Origin of the sequence: Faecalibacterium sp. OF04-11AC, from assembly GCF_003460645.1 — a bacterium.
Taxonomy (GTDB): Bacteria; Bacillota; Clostridia; order Oscillospirales; family Ruminococcaceae; genus Faecalibacterium; species Faecalibacterium prausnitzii_I.
On sequence record NZ_QTVP01000010.1, the window covers coordinates 48,762 to 74,829 of the forward strand.

Sequence of the window (26,068 nt, forward strand, 5' to 3'; positions counted from 1 at the left end):
GCGGAAAGAGTTCCTGTACGTTGTTATTCTTCAGCTTCACCATGATCTGCGTACTCTTTGCGGTAATCTCTGGGTGTCATGTTGGTGGATTTCTTGAACTGCCGGGAAAAATAGGTAAAATCATCGTATCCACATTCTGCGGCAATCTGCGTGATACTTTTGTCTGTTTTCGTCAGAAGTATCTTTGCACGGTTGATGCGCAGAAGGATCGCATATCCGATCAGCGTGTGACCGGTTTCATCCTTGAACACATGAGCAATGTAGTTTTTGTTCAGAAATAGCTCTGCGGCAATTTTATCAACCGTGATTTCCTCAGTAAAATGATGGTTGATGTAATTCATAATGTTATATGCCACTGTAACGCTGTGTCCGACTTTCATTGCCATGATATCTGCACATTCACGGTAGATTATTATGAATATCCGGCGCAAATCGGCTCCTACATAAAGTTCCCAGTATTTTTTCTTGTTGTTGTACTCTCGTTCCATTTCCAGAACGATATCGTACAGATAATTCCAGATCGGCTCCGACACCGTGAGAAGATGAGAGAAATTAGGAGGCCTCTTGATAAACGCTGCAATCACTTCCGGATATTTTACTTCATTCTGGAAAAAGTCCGGCTGAACACGGATCAGGTAGCGCTCATAGGGATACTCCAACACCTCCAGCTCATGCTCTTCCAGTGTGCTCAATACAATCACACCGCCGCGACCAGTCTCGTAGGTTTTGTTCCCTACCCGATAGCGGATGCGACCATTTGTAATAAGCAGCATCTGGTAGACATTCTCATAATGGTTATCGAGTTTGAAATGAGACGCGTTATATCTGTGTTCAATCCGGACATCTTCCATAAGTATTTCTCCTTAACGTTGCAGTTTCTCTTTCTGTCTGCGGTTAAGTCTATTATACAATATTAAAGAACAATGTGGCGAGCAAAACATTTGCCAGAATCGCAAAAGGCTGTGCTGCGCCGTAACCTGCGGTGGGTTCCTCGGAGCCAGTGGCACTGATTGCAGCACCCAGTCCCGGTGCAGAAGTACAGCCGCCAGCAATCGCACCGCTAAGAATGATCCAGTTGATCTTAAAGACCTTGTGACCAATGATGAAAGCAATGAGCACCGCGATTGCTTCCACAAAGATTGCAACGATTGCCAACTGCAGACCCGAACCCATCAGGGAATTGACCACATCGTAACCGTAGCGCAGACCAACAACTGCCATAAAGAATGTCAGGCCAGTCTGATACAGCGTACCGAGTGCTTTCTGATCCATACGGAAGTTGACAGGACCGATTTTGCCAATATAGCTGAACACAAGCGCAGAGACCAGAATACCGCCCGCAGCACCAAGAGAAAACTCTCCAAAACTGCCAAGAGGGATTTTGATGTTGCCGATGAGAATACCGATCGCTGCGACAAAGGCAAGAACCATGAAATCCAGAGGACCGTCTTTCAGCTTTTTCTCGTTCGAGACATCTGACTGCAGCTCCAGCTCGTATGCGGCTTTCTCAGCGGCCACATCAATGCCGAAGAGCTTTGGCAGAAAAGAGATCATAATAACGATTACCAGAACGCCGATTGGGAATGCAACGGTATACCCAAGACTGATTGCAGACGAGGCTGCTTCCAGTGCTTCTCCGGAAACAACATGGCCAGCTGCATCCAGTGCTGTGCCGTAAGCGGGTGTGGAAGTCATAGCACCGGCAAACATACCGATGGTTTCAAATTCAGTAACAGAAGGACTTCCCTTCAGAACGAAATGATACGCAACCAGCGAGACGATCATCGAAATAACAGGGATCATCGCACCGATGATAACAAATTTGATGCCATATTTTTTGAAGATTGCACCAATTCCGCTGCCCACCTTCATGCCGATGGAGACAAGGAACAGCATCAGAAAGAATGTAAAGAACAGATTGCTGACAACACCAGTCTTAAGCACACTCGTTGCACTGGAGTAGCCAAGTTCGCCCTCCTGTACACCCTTTGCCCAAGTCTGAGCGATGAAGCCAATCACGATACCAGAAAAGATGCCGCCGGAAACGCCAAGAGAAAAATTTCCGATTTTGATTTTGCCCAGTGCCAAACCGAGCGCAATCGCCAAAAAGATCAGAAAGAATTGATTTGTAAGAACCGAAATCAACGTTGCCATATTTATTCCTCCTCACACATGGAATAACCGTTGTGCATTACCATGCAGAATTGCCGCTTTGTTTGCATCGTTCAGATTCAGTTCGTCAATGCACTTCAAGGTACGGTCAATGTAACCGGGACCCTGTTCCGGGTCAAAGGGCATGTCGGTAGCGAACACGATATGATCCACACCAAAGAAGTCAATACCAGCTCGGATGGCAGATGTGGATCCAAAGGAAGCAGTGTCCGCATAAAACTTACGAATCGTATCAATGGGTGCACCCTTCATTTTTGTGCGGGTCAGCTCATCCCTCAGCTCAGGCGCAGTGCGTCCACCATACATCTTCAGACCATTTTCGATACGCCCTTCGAGCATGGGAATCATTGCACCAACATGATGGGTCACGATTTTAATGTTGGGAAAGTCCTCAAAAATTCCAGAGAATGCCAGACGCATCATGGCAACCGTGGTCTGATAGGGCCAGCCAATTGTGAACCACAGCTCATATTTAGAACGTTCTTCCGTCGGAAACTCCGGAACCATCTGACCACCCACCGGGTGAATAAGGATCGGCAAATCGTACTTTTCACAGGCTTCATAAATCGGCCAATATTTTTCTGTGTCAATGGCTTCCCCATTCATATGAGTGTAAATCTGAATGCCCTTTGCACCCATATCTTTGACACGCTTGATTTCTTCAACCGATGCCTGCACGTTATTGAACGGGATTCCAGCGATGAAGCCTTCGTAGAATTCCGGGTTAGCCTCGACGATTTTTTTGATTTCATCATTGCCGATTGCTGCCAGCCTGGGGGACTTGTCCGGTCCAGCAAAAGTTTCAACCGGAGGCGACACGATGTTGGGAATCTGCTTGTAACCGGGGAATTCTTTCAGCACCTCATTCCGACTTTCCATGTTGGACATGGAAGGGACTTTCAGTGCACGGACAAACATATGCGATTTGTTGGGAGCTTCTGCCATACAGATCTTCGCATATTCAGGCGGCATCAGATGGCAAAATACGTCAATCGACTTCATAGTGCTTTCCTTTCATAAATTGGAATATCCTGTTTTCAAAGGCTCTGCTCTCCGGATAGCAGAATCTTTGTTCTGACACACCAATCTTATCATGAACGACTTCTCTTTTTCTCTGATTATTATGACATGGATTTGCACAAAACTGTATCCTCTGTGTTGCTCTATTTTTTATTGTTCACAATGCTCAATGAAGGAACGTTCTTTTTGCACACAATATCCAATGGCATGTATGAAAAAGCCGACCGTTATCCTGAGTTTTAGAATAGTTGACCAAATCCACCGTTAAAATTTTGTCCATCTTTACTTTTTACTTTGGAAAGGGATTTAATACTGGGACAAAACTGTTTTACATTTTCTGCGCGATTTTTGGACTTTCCTGTTTTATGGAAGGCTTTTGTATCCCAGAAAGTGTGCTGAGCTGAATCCGCTCTCGAATGTAAGTCTTTACAAATCTATAAATCTGTGGTATATACATTATACGAAACAATGCTTTGAATGATGTATAAAGTGAGGTGCTTGCCATGACCGCCGTGATCTATGCCCGCTATTCCAGTGACAACCAGCGCGAAGAATCCATCGAGGGCCAGATCCGGGAATGCACCGCCTATGCGGAGAAGAACGACCTTACGGTGGTCAAACACTATATTGACCGGGCAATCTCTGCAAAAACGGACAACCGCCCGGAGTTCCAGCAGATGATAAAGGACAGCGACAAGAAGCTGTTTGACATTGTACTGGTCTGGAAGCTTGACCGCTTTGCCCGGAACCGCTACGATAGTGCCCGGTATAAAACTCAGCTGAAGAAGAATAGTGTCAAGCTTGTCTCGGCCACTGAGATCATCTCAGAAGGGCCAGAGGGTATCATTCTGGAATCAGTGCTGGAGGGCTATGCAGAATACTACTCCGCTGACCTTTCGGAAAAGGTCATTCGCGGCATGACGGAAAATGCCCTCAAGGGCAAGTTTACCGGCGGTGCTATCCCCTTTGGATATACCATCAATGCAGACCGCCATTTTGAGATTGATCCGATGACTGCGCCGTTTGTAGCTGAGACGTTTCAGCGGTATAACGATGGTCAGACCATGCGGGAAATTCGGGACTGGCTCAATGAAAAGGGCATCAAAAACAAGCGTGGCGGGCCGATGACTTTCAATACCATCCAACATATGCTGAGCAACCGCCGCTACATCGGAGAACTGAAATACCGTGACATCCTGATTCCCGATGCGATTCCGCCTATCGTGTCGGTGGAACTTTTCGACGATGTGCAGAAGAAGATGTTGAAAAACAAGAAACCCCCTGCCCGGAGAAAGGCAGAGGATGATTACCTGCTGACCACCAAGCTGCACTGCGGTTACTGCGGTGCGCTGATGTTTGGCGAAAGCGGTACGAGCCGGACGGGCGAAGTTCATCGTTATTATAAATGTGCTACCGCAAAAAAGCACAAGGGCTGTAAGAAAAAGACCGTCCGCAAACAGTGGCTGGAAGATCTGGTAGTGAACCAGACGATGCAGCTTGTCCGGGATGATGCCGCCATGGAATCCATTATCGCTAAGGTCATGGAGCTGCAAGACCGGGAGAACACCAACCTTCCCCTCTATGAAAAGCAGCTCCGGGATGCGGAATCGGGTATCCAGAATATGCTCAATGCGATTCAGGCGGGCATCCTGACCAGTTCCACCAAGGAGCGATTGGAGCAACTCGAAGAAACCAAGCGGGAGCTTGAAGCCCGCATTGCAGAGGAAAAGCTGGCAAAGCCGAAAGTAACCGAAGAGTTCATCCGGTTCTGGCTGCTGCGTTTCCGCAAGCTGGATATGCGCCTGAAAGACCAGCGGCAAGCGTTGGTGGATACGTTCATCAATGCGATTTACCTGTATGATGATAAGGTTTTGATAACCTTCAACTATAAAGAAGGTACACAGACCATCACGTTTGAAAATGTTGCAGAAGCAACATCAAAGAGAAATGGTTCGGATTTGGATTGCATTCCTGCACTTTAGAGACAGCTTTCCAAAAAGGCTGTCTCTTTTCTTTTGCAGTAGTCCTTTTGGAAACACTCTACAGCGGATAAGAGGACTTGAACAGCACGGCCCTGCGCAGCAGGGTAAGCAATCAGCCCAGCGGGCTGTTGCTTAGTGCGCGGTTCCTAGAGATTTAGGAATGTCTAACAAGAGGACTCCCGTGAAGTGCGGATAAGAGGACTTGCCATTTCAACATGGATACCGGCTGCGTGGAGCTGCTGCTCCGGGATGGGAGAAAAATTTCCATCGACTGCACCGGGGTCGAGGATGCACTGGACGTGACCATGGCGCAGAGGTCGGAGTTGGACTACCTCATCTACAATGACCCGCTGGGCTATGCGGATTTGATTCTGAACGGTGACCCGGAGAAATACTTGAAAACCATAACCGGGAGCCATTGGTTAGAAGATTAAAGGCAAAATAAAAAACAGGGTGCGCCCCTGAATGAACAACACCCCATTTGTCCGACGGTATTCGGTCTGACAAATGGGGTGTTTTTATATATCGGAAAAAACGAAAGGCCTATAGCGGAGAATGAGACCGATTTTTATAGCGCAAGATGCTTTGCACGATAGTCCCGTGGCTGATGCCGTATACATTTTTGAACGCACGGGAAAAGTGAAGCTGATTGGGATAGCTGACCATGGTGCTGATGGTGCTGATGGGCAGGCGGCTTTCGGTCAGCAGCTGTGCCGCCCGTGCCATGCGGTAGTGCAGCAGGAACCCCTGCGGGCTTTCGCCCATGGTATCCCGGAACACCTTGCTGAAATAGCTGCGGTTCAGCCCGCAGAAAGAGGAGATATCCTCGATGGAAATGTCCTCGCTGTAATGCTGCTCGATGAAGGACAGCGCCTCTTTCATATAGAAGTCCCGCAGGCGGCGGGGACTTTGTGCCTGATGGGAGGCAGAGGACTGTACAAGCTGATCCAGAAACAGAAAGCCGTAGCCGATCTGGCGCATGGGGCTGTCCTGACTGTGATTTACAAGGAAGAGCATCTGCTCCTGCAACAGCTGCCCGGCTTTGGCGCTTGCAGGCGAGTACACAGGGTTCTGTCCGCTGATGCCTGCAAGGTTCAGGGCTTCGTGGGCACGCAGACCGTCAAACTCGATCCATGTGTATTCCCACGGATCCTGTTCATCGGCACGGTAGGTGGTGACCTGACCAGGAGCGATCAGAAAACCATGCCCGCCCTCGATGGCGTATTCCTGCTCGTTTGCAAACAGCAACCCTTTGCCGGAGATGACATAGTGGAACAGATAGTGGTTGCGGGCATGGGGACCATAGGAGTGCAGAGGCTCTGTCTGCTCCCAGCCATATTGGTATAAGTTGAGATCGACGAATCGCTCATCCTGAAACACATGGAACCTTAATTTTGTTTCCGTTGATACGTTTCTTTTTATACATTCTTGCATACAAGATGCCTCCCGTCCGCTTTTTCTTATTATATACCAAAATGCGTGATGACTTCAACATAATTCGTAGTATTCATTCAAATTGAGATATAACAAGTCGCATTTTTGCATTTACGAAATCACCGGCAGATAGTATAATAATGGCACAACAAGAGAAAAGAAACTGTGCAATGTGATGATGCACAAAATTTTCTCGCTGCTTTTGTAAGAGTTAACAAAAGCAGGAAAAATCGCCCCGGCCGGTGCAACACCATACGAAGATCACACTACGGAATAATGACTTTGGAGGAGAACAAAAATGAAGATCTCTCGCAGACAATTCGTAAAGGCAATGGCGGCAATGAGCGCCGCATCCATGCTGGCAGCCTGCGGCGGCAACAGCGGCAGCGGTTCTTCCGGCGGCAAGAAGGCACTGACTTTCCAGATCTGGGACGTTGCACAGAAAGAAGGCATGGAGGCTATGTGTGCGGCCTACACCCAGCAGCACCCGGATGTCAGCATTGAGGTGCAGGTCACCAGCTGGAACGAATACTGGACCAAGCTGGAGGCTGCAGCCACCAGCAACCAGATGCCGGATATTTTCTGGATGCACACCAACGAGCTGCTGAAGTATGCCGACAACGGGATTCTGGCAGATTGCTCCGACATTGTGGAGAAGGACAAGTTCTCGGAGATCTCGCTGTCCAACGCCATGGGCTCCAACGGTACCCTGTATGCAGTCCCCAAGGACAAGGACACGGTTGGTCTGGTGTATAACAAGGAGATGTTCGATGCTGCCGGTGTTGCTTACCCGGACGAGAACTGGACTTGGGACGATCTGGTCAGCGCATCCGAGAAGATCTACGCTGCCACCGGCAAGTACGGCTATATGGCATACGCCGACGACCAGCTTGGCTACTGGAACTTTGTGTATCAGGCTGGCGGCTACATCCTGAACGAGGACAAGACCAAGGCGGGCTTTACCCAGCCTGCCACCGAAAAGGCAATGAAGTTCTACATCGGTCTCCAGCAGAACGACTGGTGCCCGGACCAGACCTACTTTGCCGAGACTGCTCCCGGCACTGCATTCTTCTCCGAGAAGGGCGCAATGTTCCTGGAAGGCGACTGGAACATCCTTGCCGAGCTGCAGAACTACCCCGAAATGGTGGGCAAGTGGGATGTGGCTGTTCTGCCAAGTGCCCCGACCCGGAAAGCGGAGATGGCCGTGCCACCATCTCCAACGGTTTGTGCTACGCGACTGCTGCCAGCAACAAAAATCTGGATACCGTGAAGGATATCCTGAAGTTCTTCGGCAGCGAGGAGGGCCAGCGCATTCAGGGCGAAAGCGGTGCGGCCATCCCTGCCTATCAGGGTCTGGAGGATACCTGGGCTGGCTGCTTTGCAGAGTATCCCATCAATATCCAGTGCTTCATTGAGATGTTTGAGTACAGCATTCAGAGCGTCAACAACGCCTCTCGCCCGGAGTGGAAGAGCAAGGTCAATGATGAGCTGCTGAAGATCTACGCAGGTACCGAGGATATCGAAACCGGCTGCAGAAGATGCAGGACATTGTGGATCAGGCGAGCGCGGGCTGAAAATGCAGCTTGGGAGGAACCAAATGAAAAGCACATCCAAACTGGGCCGTGATGGACGTTTCTGGGGACTTTTGATGATAGCTCCCACCATCCTCGGTCTGATGATCCTGAATATTATCCCGTTCTTCCAGACCATCTACATGAGTTTTTCCAAGACGAAAGCCTTTGGAGCCTATCAGTTCTGCGGTCTGGAAAACTACCTTGAAATGTTCCGCAATGCGGAATTCTGGAAGGCAAACTGGAACTCCATCTACTTCTGCATCCTCACTGTGCCGGTGGGCGTTTTTCTGGCGCTGATCGTGGCAGTGCTGCTGAACGCAAAGATCAAGGGCAAAACCGCCTTCCGCGCCATCTTCTTCCTGCCCATGGTGGTGGCTCCTGCTGCGGTTGCAATGGTCTGGAAGTGGATTTTCAATGCGGAGTACGGCATTCTGAATCAGGTCCTTGGCGCGAACATCCGCTGGCTGACCGACCCCAAGATCGTTCTGGTCACCTGTGCCATCGTTTCCATCTGGAGCTCCATCGGCTACGATGCCGTGCTGCTGCTGTCCGGCATCCAGAACATTTCCCAGTCCCTGTACGAAGCCGCCGAGCTGGACGGCGCATCCAAGATCCGCCAGTTCTTCAGCATTACGCTGCCCATGGTGTCGCCCACCCTGTTTGTGGTGCTCATCATGCGCCTGATGGCTTCCCTGAGGTCTACGATCTGATCTACATGATGGTGGAGCAGACGAACCCTGCGCTGACCAGCGCACAGAGCCTGATGTACCTGTTCTACCGCGAGAGCTTTGTTGCCGGCAATAAGGGCTACGCATCGGCCATTGTGGTGTGGACCGTGCTGCTGATCGGTCTGGTCACGCTGGTGCAGTTCATCGGTCAGAAGAAGTGGGTCAATTACGAGGTGTAAACTATGAATGCCAGTCTGAAAACCAGAAAGAATGTCGTAACGTTCTTTACCTATCTGGTCTTGATCCTCGGCAGCATCAGCATGATCTTCCCCTTTGTATGGATGGTGCTCACCAGCTTCAAGACGCAGGCGGAGTCTATGGCGATCCCGCCGCAGATCCTGCCCTCCCATTGGAATCTGGACAGCTTTGTCAAGGCATTGCAGAGCCTGCCCTTTACCAACCTCTACATCAATACGGGTCTGTTGATCCTGTTCCGTGTGATCTTTGCGGTGGTGTTCAGCTCCATGGCAGGCTATGCCTTTGCCAAGCTGGAATTCCCCTGCAAAAAGCTGCTGTTCAGTCTGGTGCTGATGCAGATGATGCTGCCAAGCCAGATCTTCATTATCCCGCAGTACCAGATGCTGGCAAAGATGGGTGCCACCAACTCCATTTTCGCGCTGGTGTTCCCCGGTCTGGTCAGCGCCTTCGGCACCTTCTTTTTGCGGCAGGCGTATCTGGGCATCCCCAACGAGATCGCAGAGGCGGCGTATCTGGACGGCTGCAACAAGTGGCAGACCTTCGTCAAGGTCATGCTGCCGCTGACCGGCCCCAGCATGGCGGCACTGGCCATCTTTACGGCGGTGTTCGCTTATGCCGACCTGATGTGGCCGCTGATCTGCAACACCGATTTGAACATGATGACCCTGTCTGCCGGCCTTTCTACCCTGAACGGTCAGTACACCACCAACTTCCCGGTGCTGATGGCAGGCAGCCTGCTGGCCATGATCCCCATGGTGATCCTGTACCTGATCTTCCAAAAGCAGTTTATTCAGGGCATTGCCATGACCGGCGGTAAATAAGCAATTCACATTTCTCCTTCATCATAGCCGACAGGCGGGTAGCCGTTCCAATACGACCGCCTGCCTGTCGGCATTTTTGTTGGAAATAATTCTTTGAGGTGTTGAACCAATGAGCATTCGATTTGATTCTGACTCCCGCATTTTTGTATTGGAGACCGCCCATACCAGCTACCACATGAAGGTGGATGCGCTGGGACATCTTCTGCACCTGTATTATGGTAAAAAAATCGGTACAGGCGATCTGATGCAGCTGTATCCCCGCACAGACCGGGGATTCTCGCCGGATTACTACGCTTACCGCACCCACCGGGGCATTTCCCCGGATCTGCTCCCGCAGGAGTATACCGGCTGCAACGTGGGCGATTTCCGTCTGTCCTGCCTGACGGTGGCTGACAGCCGTGGTGCCTTTGGCGCAGACTTTACCTATGTGAGCCACACGGTGGAGGCGGGCAAATATCAGCTGACCGGTCTGCCCTGTGCCCACGCAGAGGAAAACGATGCCGAGACCCTGATCGTCCGAATGCAGGACGAGGTCACCGGTCTGACGCTGGAGCTGCTGTATGGCGTGTTTGCACAGCAGGATGTCATCACCCGTGCGGCGCGGCTGACAAACCACGCGATGCCACGCTGCGGCTGGACAAGGCGGCATCTGCCTGTCTGGATCTGCCCTTTGGCAGATGGGATCTGCTGCATTTCCACGGCAGACACGCCATGGAACGGCAGCTGGAGCGGGAAGCTGTGGGCACCAATATCCAGACCATTTCTTCGGTGCGGGGCAGCTCCAGCCACCACAACAATCCCTTCCTGATCCTCTGCCAGCGGGATGCAACGGAGACCAGCGGTGCCTGCTACGGTGTGATGATGGTCTATTCCGGCAGCTACCAGATGGACGTGGAACGCTCTCAGACCGGGCTTGTCCGGGTAGTGAGCGGCATTCAGGAGGAACGCTTTGCGTGGAACCTGAAGCCGGGCGAGACCTTTGACACCCCGGAGGTGATCCTCTCCTTTGCGGCAGAGGGCCTGACCCCGCTTTCCCAGCAGTACCACCGCTTTTTGCGGCGCAACATCTGCCGCGGCCCATGGAAGGACAAGCGCCGCCCGGTGCTGATCAACAACTGGGAGGCCACCTATTTTGATTTCAACACCGAAAAGATCGTAAAGATCGCTGAAAAAGCGGCCTCTCTCGGCGTGGAGATGATGGTGCTGGACGATGGCTGGTTCGGCACCCGGAATGACGACAATCAGGGTCTGGGCGACTGGATCGTGAACTGCGAAAAGCTGCCCGGCGGACTGGACCCACTCATCGAGCAGATCCATGCGCTGGGCATGAAATTCGGCCTGTGGATCGAGCCGGAAATGGTCAACGAGAACTCCCGGCTGTACCGCACCCACCCGGACTGGGCACTGACCCTGCCCGGACGCAAGCCCGCCATGGGGCGCAACCAGCTGGTGCTGGATCTCTCCCGCCCGGAGGTGGTGGACTATCTGACAGAAGCGATCGGTAAGCTGCTGCGGGAGCATCACATTGAGTATATCAAGTGGGATATGAACCGCAGCATGAGCGATGTGTACAGCCGTGCTTTCCCTGCCGAGCAGCAGGGCGAGATCATGCACCGCTATATGCTGGGCGTTTATGCGCTGGCAGAGCGGCTGACGCAGGGCTTCCCGGAGGTGCTGTTCGAGGGCTGCGCAGGCGGCGGCGGACGCTTTGATGCCGGAATGCTGTGCTACTATCCCCAGATCTGGTGCAGTGATGATACGGATGCCATTGAACGGCTGACGATCCAGCACGGCACCTCCTTTGGCTATCCGGTCTGCACCATGGGTGCCCATGTTTCTGCCTGCCCCAACCACCAGACCGGCCGCACGACCCCCATCGACACCCGCGCCGTGGTGGCGATGAGCGGCACCTTTGGCTACGAGCTGGATCTGGGCAAATTGAAGCGTACCGAGTGCACCGCAGTGAAAAACCAGATCAAGCGGTTCAAGCGGCTGAACGACCTGATCCGCACCGGCGATTATTACCGGCTGACCGACCCGGCAGAAAACGCCTATTTCACGGCATGGCAGTTTGCCGCAGAGGACGGCAGCGAGGCACTGCTGAATCTGGTGGTGACCCATCCGCAGGCGAATCCCTTGCCCATCCACCTGTGCTTCCGTGGGCTGGAAGAAGACGCTGTGTATGAGCTGGATGGCATCGACTATTTCGGCTCTCAGTATGACCGCGACGGAGGCAAAGCCATAGAAGATGGCATTCACAAGGGGATGCGGTTCAGCGGCAGCACGCTGCTGTATGCGGGGCTTGTCCTGCCGCAGCTGTTTGGCGATTACCCCAGCGTGCAGCTTCATCTTACACGAAAAGGATAAAGGAATATGAAGGATCAAACTGCATTTTCCACCCGCTTTGCCCGCCATAAGGACGAGCTGGAATGGCTGTTCATGGAACTGTACCACAACCGGGAAGGGCTGGAAGTTCTGAAGCGGGAGATGGCACAAGCCTACAACGCCCGCAGCGCAGAGCTGAAAGCACTGGACAAGGCCCGTACTGCCGACCCGGAGTGGTACAAGCGGGGCAATATGTTCGGCATGACCATGTACACCGACTTCTTTGCCGGAAATTTGAAAGAACTGGCAAAGAAGCTGCCCTACCTGAAAGAACAGAAGCTGACCTATCTGCACCTGATGCCCCTGCTGCAGATGCCCCACCCCCACAACGATGGCGGCTATGCGGTGGAGGATTTCGACACCGTAGACCCGGCTCTCGGCACGAACAAAGACCTCGAAAATCTGACCCGGGAGCTGCGCAAGGCCGGCATCAGCCTGTGTCTGGATTTTGTCATGAACCACACCGCCAGCACCCACCGCTGGGCGATGGCTGCAAAGGCGGGCGACCCGTGGTTTCAGGCCTATTACCACCTCTACGAGGACCGCACCATCCCCGACCAGTACGAGCAGACCGTGCCGCAGGTGTTCCCCAACACCGCACCCGGCAACTTTACATGGTGCGAGGAGATGCACAAGTGGGTGCTGACCACCTTCCACGACTACCAGTGGGACCTGAACTACGCAAACCCGGCGGTGTTCGTGGACATGACCAAGAGCATCCTGCATCTGGCAAATCTCGGTGTGGAAGTGTTCCGCATTGATGCCGTGCCCTACATCTGGAAACAGCTGGGCACAAACTGCCGCAATCTGCCGCAGGTGCACACCATCGTGCGGATGCTGCGCATGGTTCTGGAAGTGGTCTGCCCGGCGGTGGTCCTCAAGGGCGAGGTGGTCATGGCTCCCAGAGAGCTGGCGGCCTACTTCGGCACGCCCGAAAAACCGGAATGCCACATGCTCTACAACGTGTCCACCATGGTCAACCTGTGGAGCGCCCTTGCCAGCCGGGACACCCGGCTGCTGAAAGCGCAGTTGGATGCCCTGCACGCCCTGCCGGACAACTGCTGGTTCGTGAACTATCTGCGCTGCCACGATGATATCGGCTGGGGTCTGGATGAAGCGGTGGAAAACCGGCTTGGCATCGACCCGCAGAAGCACAAGGAATACCTGTACCACTTCTACGAGGGCAACTTCCCCGGAAGCTGGGCAAAGGGCGAACTGTACAACTACGACCCTGCCACCGGCGATGCCCGCAGCTGCGGCACCACTGCCAGCCTGTGCGGTATCGAACAGGCACTGGAAAAAGGCGACAAAACCGCACTGGCTACGCCGTAAAGCGTGACCTTTTGCTGCACACTGCCATGGCCTTTTTGCAGGGCTTCCCCATGCTGAACTGCGGTGACGAGATTGCCCAGCGCAACGGCTGGGACTACAAAAACGACCCCGACCGTGTGGAGGACAGCCGCAATCTGCACCGCAGCAAATTCAACTGGGAGGATGCAAAGCAGCGCACCCAAAAAGGCACGCTGCAAAATCAGCTGTGGCAGGGCATGGAGCAGCTGCGCAAAATGCGGGCAGACCCCTGCTTTGCCCCGGAGGCGTGGGTGACCACATGGGACAGCCACAACCCCGGCGTGCTGGCGCTGGTACGCAAGCGCGGCGAGGAAACGCTGGTGGGACTGTTCAACTTTACCGAGTACCCGGCAGGGGCAAGTCTGGACGCTCTGGGCGGCGAGTATAAGACCGCCGACGGCAAGCCGGTCTGGTTGGCGGATGTGGAGCTGGAACCCTATCAGGCACTGTTGGTGCACCGCTGAAAGGAGCTGCCCCTGCTCACCGGCACCACCGACTGCGAAAGCGGCACAGCCCAGCTTGCCCAGAACGGCATCCGGCTGATTTTTGTCACCTTGGGTGCAAACGGCGTATTCTACCGCTTTGGAGAGAAAACTGGTCATGTGGCAGGCGTCCCCTGCAAGGTGGGCGACACCAACGGCGCAGGCGATACCTTCTTTGGGGCGGCTCTGTCCAAACTCTGCAAGGAGGAGCTGGACACCCTGACGGTGGACAAACTGGAAAGCATTCTGGCCTTTGCCAATAAAGCTGCCAGCATCACCACCAGCCGCCACGGTGCGATCCCTGCCATGCCTGCATTGGAAGAAATCGAAAAATAACAGAACCGGCCACCAACCTGTAGCAAATCATACAGCTGGTGGCCGGAAACCATGGGTTAGAAAATTAAAGGCAAAACAAAAACAGGGTGCGCCCCGAAAGACGCACCCTGCCAAAATCCACATACGATAGCGATATGTACAACAGGGCGTTCCCCATCGGGAACGCTCTGTTTTTCTTTGCCGGGGATATGATGAGCCTGCTCCGCCTGCCACGCGGCAAGCTCGCGTTTGCGCAGCGCAGCGGAGCAATGAAAGCCCCAGTGGGGCTTTTAAGCGACCGAACGGTCTTGCGCAAGCAAGATGGAGGGGCCTCGCCCCGACAAGTGACCGTTGGCCTTCCTCGCTGTTCCAGCAGGCAAGGATGGCCGGGTAGAATGCCCGTGCTAGACGGTCAATGACTTCATCAGGGTAAGGGGAAGTGTTTGTGGACTTTTTCTTTTTGTTCAAACGCACGCTCCTTTGATCGTCCCACCGTGGCAAAGCCGGGCGAGAAAATCAAAGTTCCAATTTTTATCAGGCGCAAGGGCGCAGATGGTTTCCGCCCTGCACTTGCGGCTGGTGGCTCGTTGATGGCTTACAAGTGCCTGTCGTTATGCGAATTTTTCATCGTTCAGCATTTCTTCAAACTGTGCCATATATGCTTTGTGCTGTTTGAGAATCTTCGTGGTCTCCACTTTCACATAGGCATCATCAGGCACCTTGGGGAGATACTTCATCAGGAAATCAACATCCTGCTGGATTCGCCGGACGGCAGCTTCCAGTGCAGAATAGTTGATTCCGTAGATGCGTTTCTGCGGAGCAGAGCGGTCCTCCGGGTGCAGAATCTCGTGCACGATCTGCTTGCGATTCGGAAAATCGGCTCTGGCGAGGCGGTGCATATCGGCATCACGGACTTTGAACTGCCCGGACAGGATTTTCTCCTGCATACCGGGTATCATCTGCTCCAGGATATCCACACCCTTCATGAACTTTTCTGAGCGGGCAACATAGGATCCTGTACAAAAGAAAATGCAGGCGACGTCAGTGACGGCCCCTGCACAAAAGATAAATCTTTTTAATATCAGATACATTATATGCGTATCAAATCAGATTGTCAACAACTTTTTTCAAAAAATCAAAAGATGTTGCGACCAATTTATTTCCTGTTGGACCGTCAAAGTAGTCCATATGCTTTTGCAAACGGCCACGAATCAGCTCTGATAGTTGCGCCATCCGCCGCTTTTTGACAGAAGGGCTTACAATTTTTGTATAAGCGTACAGTAAACAGACGATTTCAAACATCGGGCGGCTTGTCAGCTTGCTGCGGCGTTCACCTGCTGAAATGTTGTCAAAGGAGGCGACAAATGCCGAAACTTCAGGCGATGGTTTTGTCGTGCTTGTCCGAGAGAGTACATTCAGAAGGCAGTTATTATGTGCACAAGCATTGCGCAGACTTTTGACTGGGTTCAGAACACGTTGATTCATCAGCGGCTTGAACTGCGGATTCCGTTCGGCATAAAAGTGGTACAATCGCAGAAATTCTCCAAAACCGATCAGCTCTTCCAGAACCCATATCGGGCAATCAACGGAATAGATTCGCGTTGTAAGATACGACTGTGTTCCCTGAGCGGAGAATACTGAACAGACTCCGAAGTACTTTTCAATCAGTTCTCCCGTAAAAGATGCATCGGTTTTTCGTTCGATAGAAGATAAGATTTCTGGATTTTGCGCAAGAAAATCCCGGACAAGCGCATAGCCGTCCTCGTCTGAATCAGCCTCCAGTTCGCGCAAAAGCGAGACTTTCAAATCGTGCTCTACATCAATACACATTTCCAGCAGGATTTCGCGCAGGTAGAAGTCCAACGTAGAAAGTTCCGTTAAATATGCAAATTCGAGATTGATGTACTTACCCTCATTCGGACCGGCAATGTGCTTCGGATAGTTTTTGCGATAGGAAGCTGTCCGCAAATAATTGTTTCGCCGTGAAAAATATTCAACGGCCTGTTCTTCTGACATGATATTAAACTGGATTCCCTTTTCGTCCCGGAGCATCTGCACCAGTTCTACCGCTGTTTTCTTTGGCTTATTCCTGAAATTTTCGATCTTGCCCACATCCCATCAATCGTTCTTTTTCAGCTGACTCATCAATTCCTGAAAACTCTCCAGCGCGCTTTGCAGATTTTCAATAATGTCTGCCGCAAGCTCATCCGGTTCGGGAAGATTATCCAAATCAGCAAGAGACTTATCCTTCAGCCAGAAAATATCAAGACTGGTTTTATCCCGTTCCAAAATCTCCTCTAAGGAGAATTTGCGCCAACGGCCCTCCGGGTTTTCAGGCGACCATGTTTCTGTGCGTTCGTGGCGGTTTTCCGGGTGGTAGCACTTGATAAAATCCTGCAAATCAGCGTCCGTCATCGGATGCTGACGCAGAGTGAAATGAACATTTGTGCGAAAATCGTAGATCCAGACTTCTTTCGTCTGGCGTTCCGGACTGGCGGGACGCTTATCAAAGAAGATCACGTTTGCCTTGACGCCCGGTTTATAGAAGATGCCGGTCGGCAGGCGCAGGATCGTGTGCAAGTCGGTCGTTTCCAGCAGCTTTTTTCGGATGATCTCTCCCGCACCACCCTCAAACAGTACGTTGTCCGGCACAACAACTGCAGCCTTTCCGGTGGGTTTGAGAATCGTATTGATATGCTGGATAAAATTCAGCTGCTTGTTGGAGCTTGTTGTCCAGAAGTCCTGTCGGTTATAAACAAGGTCTTCTTTTTCTTCCTCCTCGGTTTCGTCTCCCTCGTTGGTAAAAGTAATCGAAGACTTCTTACCAAACGGCGGGTTCGTCAGCACATAATCCACGCGATATCCGGGGTCCGACAACAGGGCATCCCCGCGCGTAACCGGAACTTTTCCATACAGGTCGCCGATGTTATGCAGGTACAGATTCATCAGGCAGAGCTTGAACGTCGCAACCACAAGCTCCGTACCGTAAAACGTTTCGTTCTTCAAAAACTCTTTCTGAGGGCGATCAAGCGCATAGTTGTTTGGGTCTGCAAGGAATGCCTGTGCCGCAAGGAAAAAGCCGCCGCTGCCGCAACAAGGGTCAGCAATGGTCTTATTGGGTTCCGGGCGCAAGCAGGCGACCATTGCCTTGATGAGCGGGCGAGGGGTAAAATACTGTCCTGCGCCGCTTTTTACGTCCTCTGCATTCTTTTGCAGCAATCCTTCGTAAATCTCGCCTTTCACATCAGAGGACATGGAGACCCATTTTTCCTTGTCGATCATCTGCACCACACGGTACAGGATGGAAACATTGCTGATTTTATTGACAGCGCCCTTAAAAATCTGTCCGAGGATGCCGCCTTCTTCGCCCAGCCGCTCCAGCGTAGCACGGTACTGGTTTTCCAGTTCCGCACCCTTGAGGGTGTTCATATCTGCCCACGAATACCCCTTTGGGATACCGGTTTCCCGCTTATAAGGCGGGCGGGAATATTCATCGGACATTTTCAAAAAGATCAGGTAAGTAAGCTGTTCGAGATAATCGCCGTATGATACGCCGTCATCCCGCAGCGGATTGCAAAGTCCCCATACTTTGGAGACGATATTAGTGGATTGTTCACTCATTCAGATTCCTCTAAGATGATTTGTTTAAGTATTTTAAAAAATTCTATAAAGTTACTAAAAGAAAATTCATTCGGATGCTGACTTACATATTCAGCAAATTTCATTTTAGGCAGTGCAAGATTTGTTGAACGTTCATTGTCATTGAAGCTAAAAACACGTTCTTTACTTGTGCCTTCAATAATTGCAATACTTTCAGGTCCGCATGAATTCTTTTTTTCACAGTATACACCTAGCGTCATATTATGGCCAGCGGTGTTAAATTCATTCCCAATGTATAAACGCCGTTTTACTCCACCAAAATCCACTTCTGTTTTGATTTCAGTATCTGAATAATAATGTTCAATGCAAATTCCTGGAGTATTCTGCCTATTTTGAGGTATTGGAAGTGTTAAGGAATATGTATTGTTCCCCCAATATTTATATTCTTTTCCCTTGTTTCCGAGCTTGTCGTTGGTTGTTTTTACATCGCAATCTGCGACAAAGATATATTTTCTGGTATGAGGGAGTTTTGCAGCGTTTTCACACAAAGAACAAAGAGCTACATCTCCCATTTCTAGTTTCAAACCATCTGTATTACTGTTTTTGGGTTCATATTCTAAAAACTCAAATTCTAAGTCAGTAAATAAGTCATTATACTGGCTATCTTTCGATAGAACTGCAAATGCAGTTTTTATGTGTTTCCAATCTGTGCTGCCTTCGGTGATGATAAGTGGTTTTCCTTCGGTGGGAATAGTACGAGCAAGTTCTTGAATATCACTATTGAATTTTTGTGTCTGCTTAATATAATTATACGCACGCAAAAATTCAGAAAAACACTCGACATTGATTTTTTGACCTTTCGGCATTTCGTAAACGTCAAAAGCATCTTCACCTAATGTTTCTCTCATTCCAAGTAAGAACAAAGGCGAATGTGAAGTTATAATAAACTGGATTTTAGGAAACATTGCAATCAATTTTGGAAGCACTTCTTTTTGCAGTTTACTGTGCAAATGAAGTTCGATTTCATCAATCACTACAATTCCGGTGATTTCGTCTAAGTGAATGCTTTTTGTGATATCGTTATTATCTGCATAATGAATAATTGTTGCAAACATATTGAAAAGAGCAATCTGTCCGGTTGATAAAGAGTCTAAAGTAGGACATATTATATCGTCATTTTCTCTTTGTACAATGTGAAATCTTGAACCATATAAACTTCGGAAATTCAAACGGAAGTAAACGTCCTTTCCAATTATTACGCTAAGTATTTTTTCGAGATTTTCTCTTGCTTGTCGCATTAACAAAAGGTTCGCGGTAGAAACATGAGCCAATGATAATGAATCCCATTCACCTATAATATCTCCACGAGAATCAGCAATTACATCAAGCAACCATTGTAGATTCAAATTTGTCACATTGTGAACTGCAATAGGGTTTTCAAGGCGTCCATTAAATCGATCCTCAACTTTTGGGTGCAAATAATCCAAAGCTATATAATAGGAATCCCCAAGCCATACGGGTTGCTCATATCTGTCTGGCCCAAAATAACAAATCACATTTTCTTTCCATATTGTTTCGACTTGTTTGGACGATGCATTCAAAACTTTCTCGTTTCCTTGTACATCTCCGGATATGGATGAAATATTGATATTGTTTTGTTCTTTAATATCATTAATTGTAACATTGCCAGACTTACATAAGTAAATAGGAGGTTCTTCATCCGGAGATTCCTTACAGTTATACAAAAGGAACGAATACATATATGACGTTCCTGAATGAATTTCGTCAGGCAGGATCGTCTTAAAAAAATTATGTCCGCCACTTTCCATTGGTGTTGTGGCATTTGTAAAATATTGCTGTGCCATTTCATAAAATGAGTCAACGATGTTTGACAGGATGGTTGACTTTCCTGTGCCGTTTTCACCAACAAGAATTACAGGTTTTGGTGTTCCATTGTTGTTGAATGGAAAATCGATTCTCACATCCTGTACGGGTCCTACGTTTTTATACGCTAGCTTTTCAATATACATCTTTTTTTCCTTCAAACGTCTGTTTCAAAATACTCTGCCGCATTGCATCCGCCTGTGCAAGCGCGGTATTAACCGTTTGTTCGATATTTTCACAGATAGAAAGACGCTTTTCTATCTCTTTTACAATAATGGATTGCTCCGCAATGGGTGCAAACGGAACCCGAATAGCTCTCACTCGTTCTTTATTGAGTGCTTTTTGATTGTTGCCAGAACCAACACGGCGAGTATTTTCATAATTTAACTGCAAGAAATAATAAATATATTTAGGCTGACATAAAGTCTTTGAAACCAATATCGCTGCCGTGTTTTGGTTATGCGCCGCAGGAATATTAAGAATGGCAGACTGTCCACGCGTTTTGCCCTCTCCAATCATTGCAAGTAGGACAGTTCCGATAGGCTGAAGATTGGTGGAAGCATTTTTTAATCCGATATCAGTAATCATTTCGCGCGTTTTGTTGATTGTGGTAAAGCGCACCTCACCGCTGCTGACCCAAGGAATAGAACCATTCCAATATTCAGCGTGTTGTCTGCTAGGCGTGGCTCCAACTTCTACATCAAAAATTTCTCCAAGTCTCACTTTCATCCACTCATCTGGAATATTTAGTGAAAGTTCGTTTTCATCACCTGATGTATCCTTGAATACTTGATTTTCTTTTCGCAGTTCACAATATTCTTCATTTGCCGAAACATTATGATTTTTTCTCCACCATTTGGTATATTTCCCCTCAAATGCTGCCTTTAAGACTGCCTGTCGATATACCTCTAACTGCTCTTTTGTAGTTTTAAGTGTACCAACAGCCTTGTCAAGCTCAGAGAAAAGTTCTTCAATGTGGGCAACAATGCGGGACTGTTCTGTATATGAGGGTACAGGAATGGACGTATTCATAAATGGTCCTTTGGTAATATGCACCATCCCAGACCCATGGGTCTTTAAATAGAGTTCAGCAATAACTTTTTGTAAATAGTAATAAAGATAGAGCTTATCGATATTGTCGTTAGGAATTACTTTAAAAATATGTTGATTTAGCCAAGCATCATTTTGGTTCCAAATATGTGCACCTAAAGAAGCTGACCAGGCAAATAAAAGGTCACCGTTATGAATCTTGTATTTTTCTTCATAAGCAGCAGAACTGTAATGACATTTTGCATTTTTATCTGTTAGATTTTGAATCCGAACAATCGGCAGACCGGTTGATTCCCATTCGGAGGGTTTAAATGCTCTACCGTTTATATAGGTTGCAGCAGAGCCTAGAGTTTTAAGTTCATAGTTTTTTGTCATATAAAATCCTTACGCTACCAATTCCTCATTCATTTCGTCCAGAATCTCCTGATACTTTTCCCCGAACACCCGATAGAACCCACCCAAGCCGCCTTTGCTGTCGAACGGCGTGTACTCCAAATCCTCCGGCAGGATGCTCAGGGATGTGATGATATGCTCCTTGATGAGGCGCAGCCATTCCATCTGTTCTGCGGTAAAATGGACAGCACCGGTGTTGCGGCGGAAGGTCCACTGTTTGAAGTTGTAGTTTACCCGGTCGGCGAAAGGGGAAAGGGTGTCCGCATACCCCAACTGGAAGCGAATGAGCGAAATCAAGTCGGTAATTTGCGCCAATGTACCCTTTTTTACCTTATCCGGCTGTTTGATGGCATAGCAATCCCATAGACGCTCCACCGTAACCCCTTTGGCACAGAGCTTCTGGTACAGTTCCGTCAGGCTTTTCAGAACCATCGGACGATTTTTATATTGCTCGTTGTAGATGATGCGCAGGGCCAGAATTTCATCCTTGTTTTCCTCAATAAAATCCTTGAAGGTCGAAATCACCCGGTCGGCATTTTCCTCACGGTTCGCAGAGTACCCGGCAAACAGAACTTTATCCAGATTGACGCTGTCGATGATCTGGTCGTGGCTGCGGCGGACATTCTCAATAAAGTCACGCACCTCCGGCTTCTGGAACGGCTCAACCGCCTGCTTGATGAGTGCTTTCTGCGCCTTGGTGCTTTGCTCCGGCGTGGGAGCAGATGTCCCGTTTTCGGCGCAGGCTTTGGCATAGATAATATCCTCATCAAAGGCGTTCAATAAATCTTCAGCTACCTGCTCGGCTGACTTTCCAACCGTCTCCCGGAACTGCTTGTGTTCGCTCCGCTCCATTTTGCAGCTGAGACGAATCACACGGTTTGCAAGCGAGGTCAGCGTGTCCTCATCCCGTGCGCCAAGTGCGATGTTCATCATCAGTTCCTTCATGGAAACGGTGGGCTTCCGTTCCAGTGTGCGGGTCTCAGTCTTTTTGGATTCTGTTACACCCACTGCATCCACGATTACAAAATGGTCTTTGTTTTCCGTGGCAGAAGGCGTTACTTTTTGCAGGTCGTCTTTGCTCAGAACACGCGTTCCTCGGCCTTTCATCTGCTCAAAGTAATTCCGGCTGCGCACATCCCGCATAAAAAGCAGACATTCAATGGGCTTCACATCTGTTCCGGTGGCGATCATATCCACCGTGACCGCAATGCGAGGGTAATAATCGTTACGGAACGAGCTGAGGACAGCCTCTGCATTCTGAACACTGTATGTGATTTTCCGGCAGAAGTCGTTGCCTTCGTCAAACTCTTCCCGGACGATCTGCACGATATCGTCTGCATGGCTGTCCGTCTTGGCAAAAATCAGGGTCTTGGGCACTTCTTTGCGGTGCGGGAACAGTTCGGTATAAAGCTTCTCTTTGAACGTGCGAATCACTGCCCGAATCTGACTTGGATTCACGATATTTTTATCCAGCTGAGACTGGGTATAAAATACATCCTCGTCCATCTGTGCCCACCGCTTTTCGCGGGTCAGGCGGTCGCGGTGCTCGATCATCTGCTTCATGATGAATGCACCGTTTTTCGTGACACTGGTTTCGATCAGATAGATGTCCTCGCCGACATTAACGCCATCCAGCACGGCTTGTTCCCGCGTGTACTCGCTGACAAAGTTCTGGTTGAAGTAGCCAATCGTCCGGGCATCCGGCGTAGCAGTCAAACCGATGATAAACGCATCAAAATAGGACAGCACCTGACTCCAGACGTTATAAATGGAGCGGTGGCACTCGTCTACGATGATGCAATCAAAAAATTCTGGTGGAATTTTGGCATTGTACACAACTTCTTTGGGGGCTTTGCTTTCTGCCGTGACATACTCTGCAAACGGTGTTTCTTCTGCCTTTTCGTCCAGTTCTTCCCCTTTGAGGATGGAGTACATCCGCTGGATCGTACTGATGCAGATTTGTGCATCCGAAGAAATGTAAGAGCTTTTCAACCGGTGGACGTTATACAACTCCGAGAAATTCCGTGGGTCGTCATTGGGCTTGTATGCCAGAAATTCACGTTCTGCCTGCTCTCCAAGGCTGCGTGTATCCACAAGAAAGAGGATGCGGTTCATTCTGCCGTATTTCAATAGCCGATATGCCGCCGTGATTGCCGTAAAGGTCTTGCCTGCGCCCGTTGCCATCTGCACCAATGCATGCGGCCGGTTATTTGCAAAAGAATCATCCAGTCCGTGAATCGCTTTGATTTGGCATTTGCGGAACCCGGTCTCATCCAGTGGCGGAAGCTGTTTCAGGTTGTTGCGAACGGTATCGGATTCATTCAACCACCGTTTTAGCGTTTCTGGACGATGAAACGAGAAGATTTCTCTGGAGCGGCATTTTATATCCGCATAGTCGGTAAAACGCACCAATTTTCCGGTCGCTTCATAGACAAACCGAATCCGGTATTCCTGATTGACCCATTTGAAGCGGCTGTTTGCATACCGACCAGACTGCCCCTCAACGCCGGTCAGCACCTCGCCTTTTTCATCTTTTTTCGCTTCTGCAACGCCAACCGGCATTCCATCAACGAACAGTGCGTAATCCACAGGTCCGGTACTGGTCGGAAATTCGCGTACTGCCACCCCAAGCGCAACAGTCAGGTTCAGTGTTTTTATATCCTGAATGACCCAACCGCTTTCCTGCAGCTTTTTGTCAATTTGTTCCCGTGCTTTTGCTTCCGGAGTCATGATGCCGCACCTGCCTTACTTCAAAACAAACGATCACTGACATCTCTATTTTACTAAGATAGCCAGAATATTACAAGTCTCTTATCCCCAGAAATCCAAGGCATTTGAACTTTAGACTATTTTTCTCGAAACCTTGCAATTATTCCAGAATTGCGGTATATACATTATACGAAACAACGCTTTAAATGAACGTTCTGCTGTTCCATGATGTATAAAGTGAGGTGCCCGCCATGACCGCCGTAATCTACGCCCGCTATTCCAGTGATAACCAGCGTGAAGAATCCCATCGAGGGTCAGATACGTGAATGCACGGCGTATGCCGAGAAAAACGATATCACCATCGTCAAGCACTACATTGACCGTGCTGTCTCTGCCAAGACGGACAACCGCCCGGAGTTTCAGCAGATGATAAAAGGCAGCGACAAGAAGCTGTTTGACATCGTTCTGGTCTGGAAACTCAACCGCTTTGCCCGGAACCGCTACGACAGCGCACGGTATAAGACCCAGCTGAAGAAGAACGGTGTCAAGCTCATGTCGGCAACGGAAATCATCTCTGAAGGGCCGGAAGGCATCATTCTGGAATCGGTGCTGGAGGGCTATGCGGAATACTACTCTGCCGACCTGTCAGAGAAAGTGATTCGTGGCATGACGGAAAATGCCCTCAAGGGTAAGTTCACCGGTGGTGCTATCCCCTTTGGCTACACCATCAATGCCGACCGCCGTTTTGAAATCGACCCACTGACTGCGCCGTTCGTAGCGGAAACGTTTCAACGGTATAACGATGGTCAGACCATGCGGGAAATTCGGGATTGGCTGAACGAAAAGGGCGTCAAGAACCAGCGTGGTGGCCCGATGACCTTCAACACCATCCAGCATATGCTGAGCAACCGCCGTTACATTGGAGAACTGAAATACCGCGATATCCTGATTCCCGATGCGATTCTCTCCATTGTGACCACGGAGCTTTTCAACGATGTACAGAAGAAAATGTTGAAAAACAAGAAAGCCCCTGCCCGGAGAAAGGCAGAGGATGATTACCTGCTGACAACCAAGCTGCACTGTGGTTACTGCGGTGCACTGATGTTTGGCGAAAGCGGCACGAGCCGGACGGGAGAAGTCCACCGCTATTATAAATGTGCCACTGCCAAAAAGCACAAGGGCTGCAAAAAGAAAACCGTCCGCAAACAGTGGCTGGAAGATCTTGTGGTCAACCAGACCATGCAACTTGTCCGGGATGATGCCGCCATGGAATCCATCATCGCCAAGGTCATGGAGCTGCAAGACCGGGAGAACACTAATCTTCCTCTCTATGAGAAGCAGCTCCGGGATGCGGAATCGGGTATCCAGAATATGCTGAATGCGATTCAGGCCGGAATCTTGACCAGCTCCACCAAGGAGCGGCTGGAACAGCTGGAAGAAACCAAGCGTGAGCTTGAAGCCCGCATTGCGGAAGAAAAGCTGGCAAAGCCCAAGGTCACAGAGGAGTTCATCCGGTTCTGGCTGATGCGCTTCCGCAAGTTGGACATGAGCCTGAAAGACCAGCGGCAAGCGTTGGTGGATACGTTCATCAATTCGATTTATCTGTACGATGATAAGGTTTTGATAACCTTTAACTATGAAGATGCTAAAAAGCAGATATTTGCGAAAATGAGTCGAATATACGATGAAATTTTGAACAGATTTCAAACGACATCTGCGGTACTATACCACAACTACACCAATTTTGGGACGTTTTCCCGAAAAGGAGCCTTACAAAGCGGTGTGGTGTAAGAATCGAATAGGCGGATTGGTGTAGTAGGTACACCGAACCCCAAACGCAAAAATGCGGCAGCTATGTTGTGAAAATACAACGTAGCTGCCGCTTTTTGTTTCGTATAGAGATTTTATGCTGACAGGCAACTTCTCCTGTGGTTAAATCAATTTGTCGTTGGCAAGTGTCAAACACTCCTG

20 protein-coding genes and 3 pseudogenes are annotated in these 26,068 nt (G+C 49.8%); 13 read left to right on the forward strand and 10 right to left on the reverse strand.

Features of this window, described 5'->3' with window-relative positions; translation table 11 throughout:
• Positions 1-23 precede the first annotated feature (23 nt).
• From DXA70_RS07010 to DXA70_RS07020, 3 genes are read right to left on the reverse strand one after another with little or no spacing between them, the layout of a single operon-like run.
• Positions 24-851, reverse strand: a complete 828-nt coding sequence (locus tag DXA70_RS07010; protein WP_128118041.1) for a helix-turn-helix domain-containing protein — start codon at positions 849-851, stop codon at positions 24-26.
• Between the two features lie 52 nt (positions 852-903).
• A complete protein-coding gene (locus DXA70_RS07015; RefSeq protein WP_128118042.1) occupies positions 904-2,154 on the reverse strand; it encodes a hypothetical protein in 1,251 nt (416 codons plus the stop codon).
• A 12-nt stretch (positions 2,155-2,166) separates the two neighbouring features.
• Positions 2,167-3,174 carry an amidohydrolase family protein gene (locus DXA70_RS07020; RefSeq protein WP_128118043.1) on the reverse strand — a complete coding sequence of 336 codons (1,008 nt, stop codon included), beginning with the start codon at positions 3,172-3,174 and terminating at the stop codon, positions 2,167-2,169.
• 521 nt (positions 3,175-3,695) lie between these two features.
• Here DXA70_RS07020 and DXA70_RS07025 point away from each other — a divergent pair.
• Positions 3,696-5,174, forward strand: coding sequence for a recombinase family protein (locus DXA70_RS07025; RefSeq protein ID WP_128118044.1), 1,479 nt, complete (start codon positions 3,696-3,698; stop codon positions 5,172-5,174).
• Between the two features lie 191 nt (positions 5,175-5,365).
• Positions 5,366-5,608, forward strand: a pseudogene (locus DXA70_RS07030) (DUF6061 family protein); the annotation flags it as partial.
• 109 nt (positions 5,609-5,717) lie between these two features.
• Here DXA70_RS07030 and DXA70_RS07035 read toward each other — a convergent pair.
• Positions 5,718-6,554, reverse strand: coding sequence for an AraC family transcriptional regulator (locus tag DXA70_RS07035; RefSeq protein WP_347553512.1), 837 nt, complete (start codon positions 6,552-6,554; stop codon positions 5,718-5,720).
• A 352-nt stretch (positions 6,555-6,906) separates the two neighbouring features.
• Here DXA70_RS07035 and DXA70_RS07040 point away from each other — a divergent pair, with 352 nt between their 5' ends.
• The 10 genes and pseudogenes from DXA70_RS07040 to DXA70_RS07065 all read left to right on the forward strand — a co-directional run bounded on the left by DXA70_RS07040 (position 6,907) and on the right by DXA70_RS07065 (position 14,482).
• On the forward strand, positions 6,907-7,878 hold the full coding sequence (locus tag DXA70_RS07040) for a sugar ABC transporter substrate-binding protein (protein WP_347553513.1): 972 nt from the start codon (positions 6,907-6,909) through the stop codon (positions 7,876-7,878).
• The gene (locus DXA70_RS15390; protein ID WP_347553514.1) at positions 7,875-8,234 is read left to right on the forward strand and encodes a hypothetical protein; all 360 of its coding nucleotides are present in this window, start codon (positions 7,875-7,877) and stop codon (positions 8,232-8,234) included. Before DXA70_RS07040 ends, DXA70_RS15390 begins: the two co-directional genes overlap by 4 nt.
• Positions 8,206-8,892: a sugar ABC transporter permease gene (locus DXA70_RS07045; RefSeq protein ID WP_347553515.1), complete on the forward strand. Its 687-nt coding sequence runs from the start codon at positions 8,206-8,208 to the stop codon at positions 8,890-8,892. The genes DXA70_RS15390 and DXA70_RS07045 overlap by 29 nt, the downstream gene beginning before the upstream one ends.
• Before the next feature lie 5 nt (positions 8,893-8,897).
• Positions 8,898-9,089 carry a hypothetical protein gene (locus DXA70_RS15395; protein WP_347553516.1) on the forward strand — a complete coding sequence of 64 codons (192 nt, stop codon included), beginning with the start codon at positions 8,898-8,900 and terminating at the stop codon, positions 9,087-9,089.
• A gap of 3 nt (positions 9,090-9,092) precedes the next feature.
• Positions 9,093-9,929: a carbohydrate ABC transporter permease gene (locus tag DXA70_RS07050; RefSeq protein WP_128118047.1), complete on the forward strand. Its 837-nt coding sequence runs from the start codon at positions 9,093-9,095 to the stop codon at positions 9,927-9,929.
• 244 nt (positions 9,930-10,173) lie between these two features.
• Positions 10,174-10,835: pseudogene (locus tag DXA70_RS15400) on the forward strand (glycoside hydrolase family 36 N-terminal domain-containing protein); the annotation flags it as partial.
• Positions 10,815-12,296: an alpha-galactosidase gene (locus DXA70_RS07055; protein WP_347553518.1), complete on the forward strand. Its 1,482-nt coding sequence runs from the start codon at positions 10,815-10,817 to the stop codon at positions 12,294-12,296. The pseudogene DXA70_RS15400 and the gene DXA70_RS07055, both read left to right, overlap by 21 nt.
• Positions 12,297-12,302: 6 nt before the next feature.
• Positions 12,303-13,646 (forward strand): alpha-amylase family protein, encoded by a 1,344-nt coding sequence (locus DXA70_RS07060; RefSeq protein WP_243001196.1) that lies wholly within the window; start codon positions 12,303-12,305, stop codon positions 13,644-13,646.
• An 11-nt stretch (positions 13,647-13,657) separates the two neighbouring features.
• Positions 13,658-14,128 (forward strand): hypothetical protein, encoded by a 471-nt coding sequence (locus DXA70_RS14320; protein ID WP_243001197.1) that lies wholly within the window; start codon positions 13,658-13,660, stop codon positions 14,126-14,128.
• Positions 14,129-14,140: 12 nt separating this feature from the next.
• Positions 14,141-14,482 carry a PfkB family carbohydrate kinase gene (locus DXA70_RS07065; RefSeq protein WP_243001202.1) on the forward strand — a complete coding sequence of 114 codons (342 nt, stop codon included), beginning with the start codon at positions 14,141-14,143 and terminating at the stop codon, positions 14,480-14,482.
• Positions 14,483-15,072: 590 nt separating this feature from the next.
• On the opposite strand, the gene DXA70_RS07085 is transcribed toward DXA70_RS07065, so the two are convergent.
• From DXA70_RS07085 to DXA70_RS07110, 6 genes are all read right to left on the reverse strand, one after another.
• On the reverse strand, positions 15,073-15,408 hold the full coding sequence (locus tag DXA70_RS07085; protein WP_243001198.1) for a hypothetical protein: 336 nt from the start codon (positions 15,406-15,408) through the stop codon (positions 15,073-15,075).
• Positions 15,409-15,562: 154 nt separating this feature from the next.
• Entirely contained in the window at positions 15,563-16,573 is a 1,011-nt protein-coding gene (locus tag DXA70_RS07090; RefSeq protein WP_128118048.1) for an Abi family protein, read from the reverse strand.
• A gap of 6 nt (positions 16,574-16,579) precedes the next feature.
• Positions 16,580-18,082 (reverse strand): class I SAM-dependent DNA methyltransferase, encoded by a 1,503-nt coding sequence (locus DXA70_RS07095; protein WP_128118049.1) that lies wholly within the window; start codon positions 18,080-18,082, stop codon positions 16,580-16,582.
• Complete coding sequence (locus DXA70_RS07100) at positions 18,079-20,091, reverse strand: AAA family ATPase (protein WP_128118050.1); 2,013 nt, start codon at positions 20,089-20,091, stop codon at positions 18,079-18,081. The genes DXA70_RS07095 and DXA70_RS07100 overlap by 4 nt, the downstream gene beginning before the upstream one ends.
• The gene (locus DXA70_RS07105; protein WP_128118051.1) at positions 20,081-21,370 is read right to left on the reverse strand and encodes a restriction endonuclease subunit S; all 1,290 of its coding nucleotides are present in this window, start codon (positions 21,368-21,370) and stop codon (positions 20,081-20,083) included. Before DXA70_RS07105 ends, DXA70_RS07100 begins: the two co-directional genes overlap by 11 nt.
• A 9-nt stretch (positions 21,371-21,379) precedes the next feature.
• Entirely contained in the window at positions 21,380-24,118 is a 2,739-nt protein-coding gene (locus DXA70_RS07110; RefSeq protein ID WP_128118052.1) for a type I restriction-modification enzyme R subunit C-terminal domain-containing protein, read from the reverse strand.
• A gap of 230 nt (positions 24,119-24,348) precedes the next feature.
• Here DXA70_RS07110 and DXA70_RS07115 point away from each other — a divergent pair.
• Positions 24,349-25,741: pseudogene (locus DXA70_RS07115) on the forward strand (recombinase family protein); the annotation flags it as partial.
• Positions 25,742-26,068: the final 327 nt, after the last annotated feature.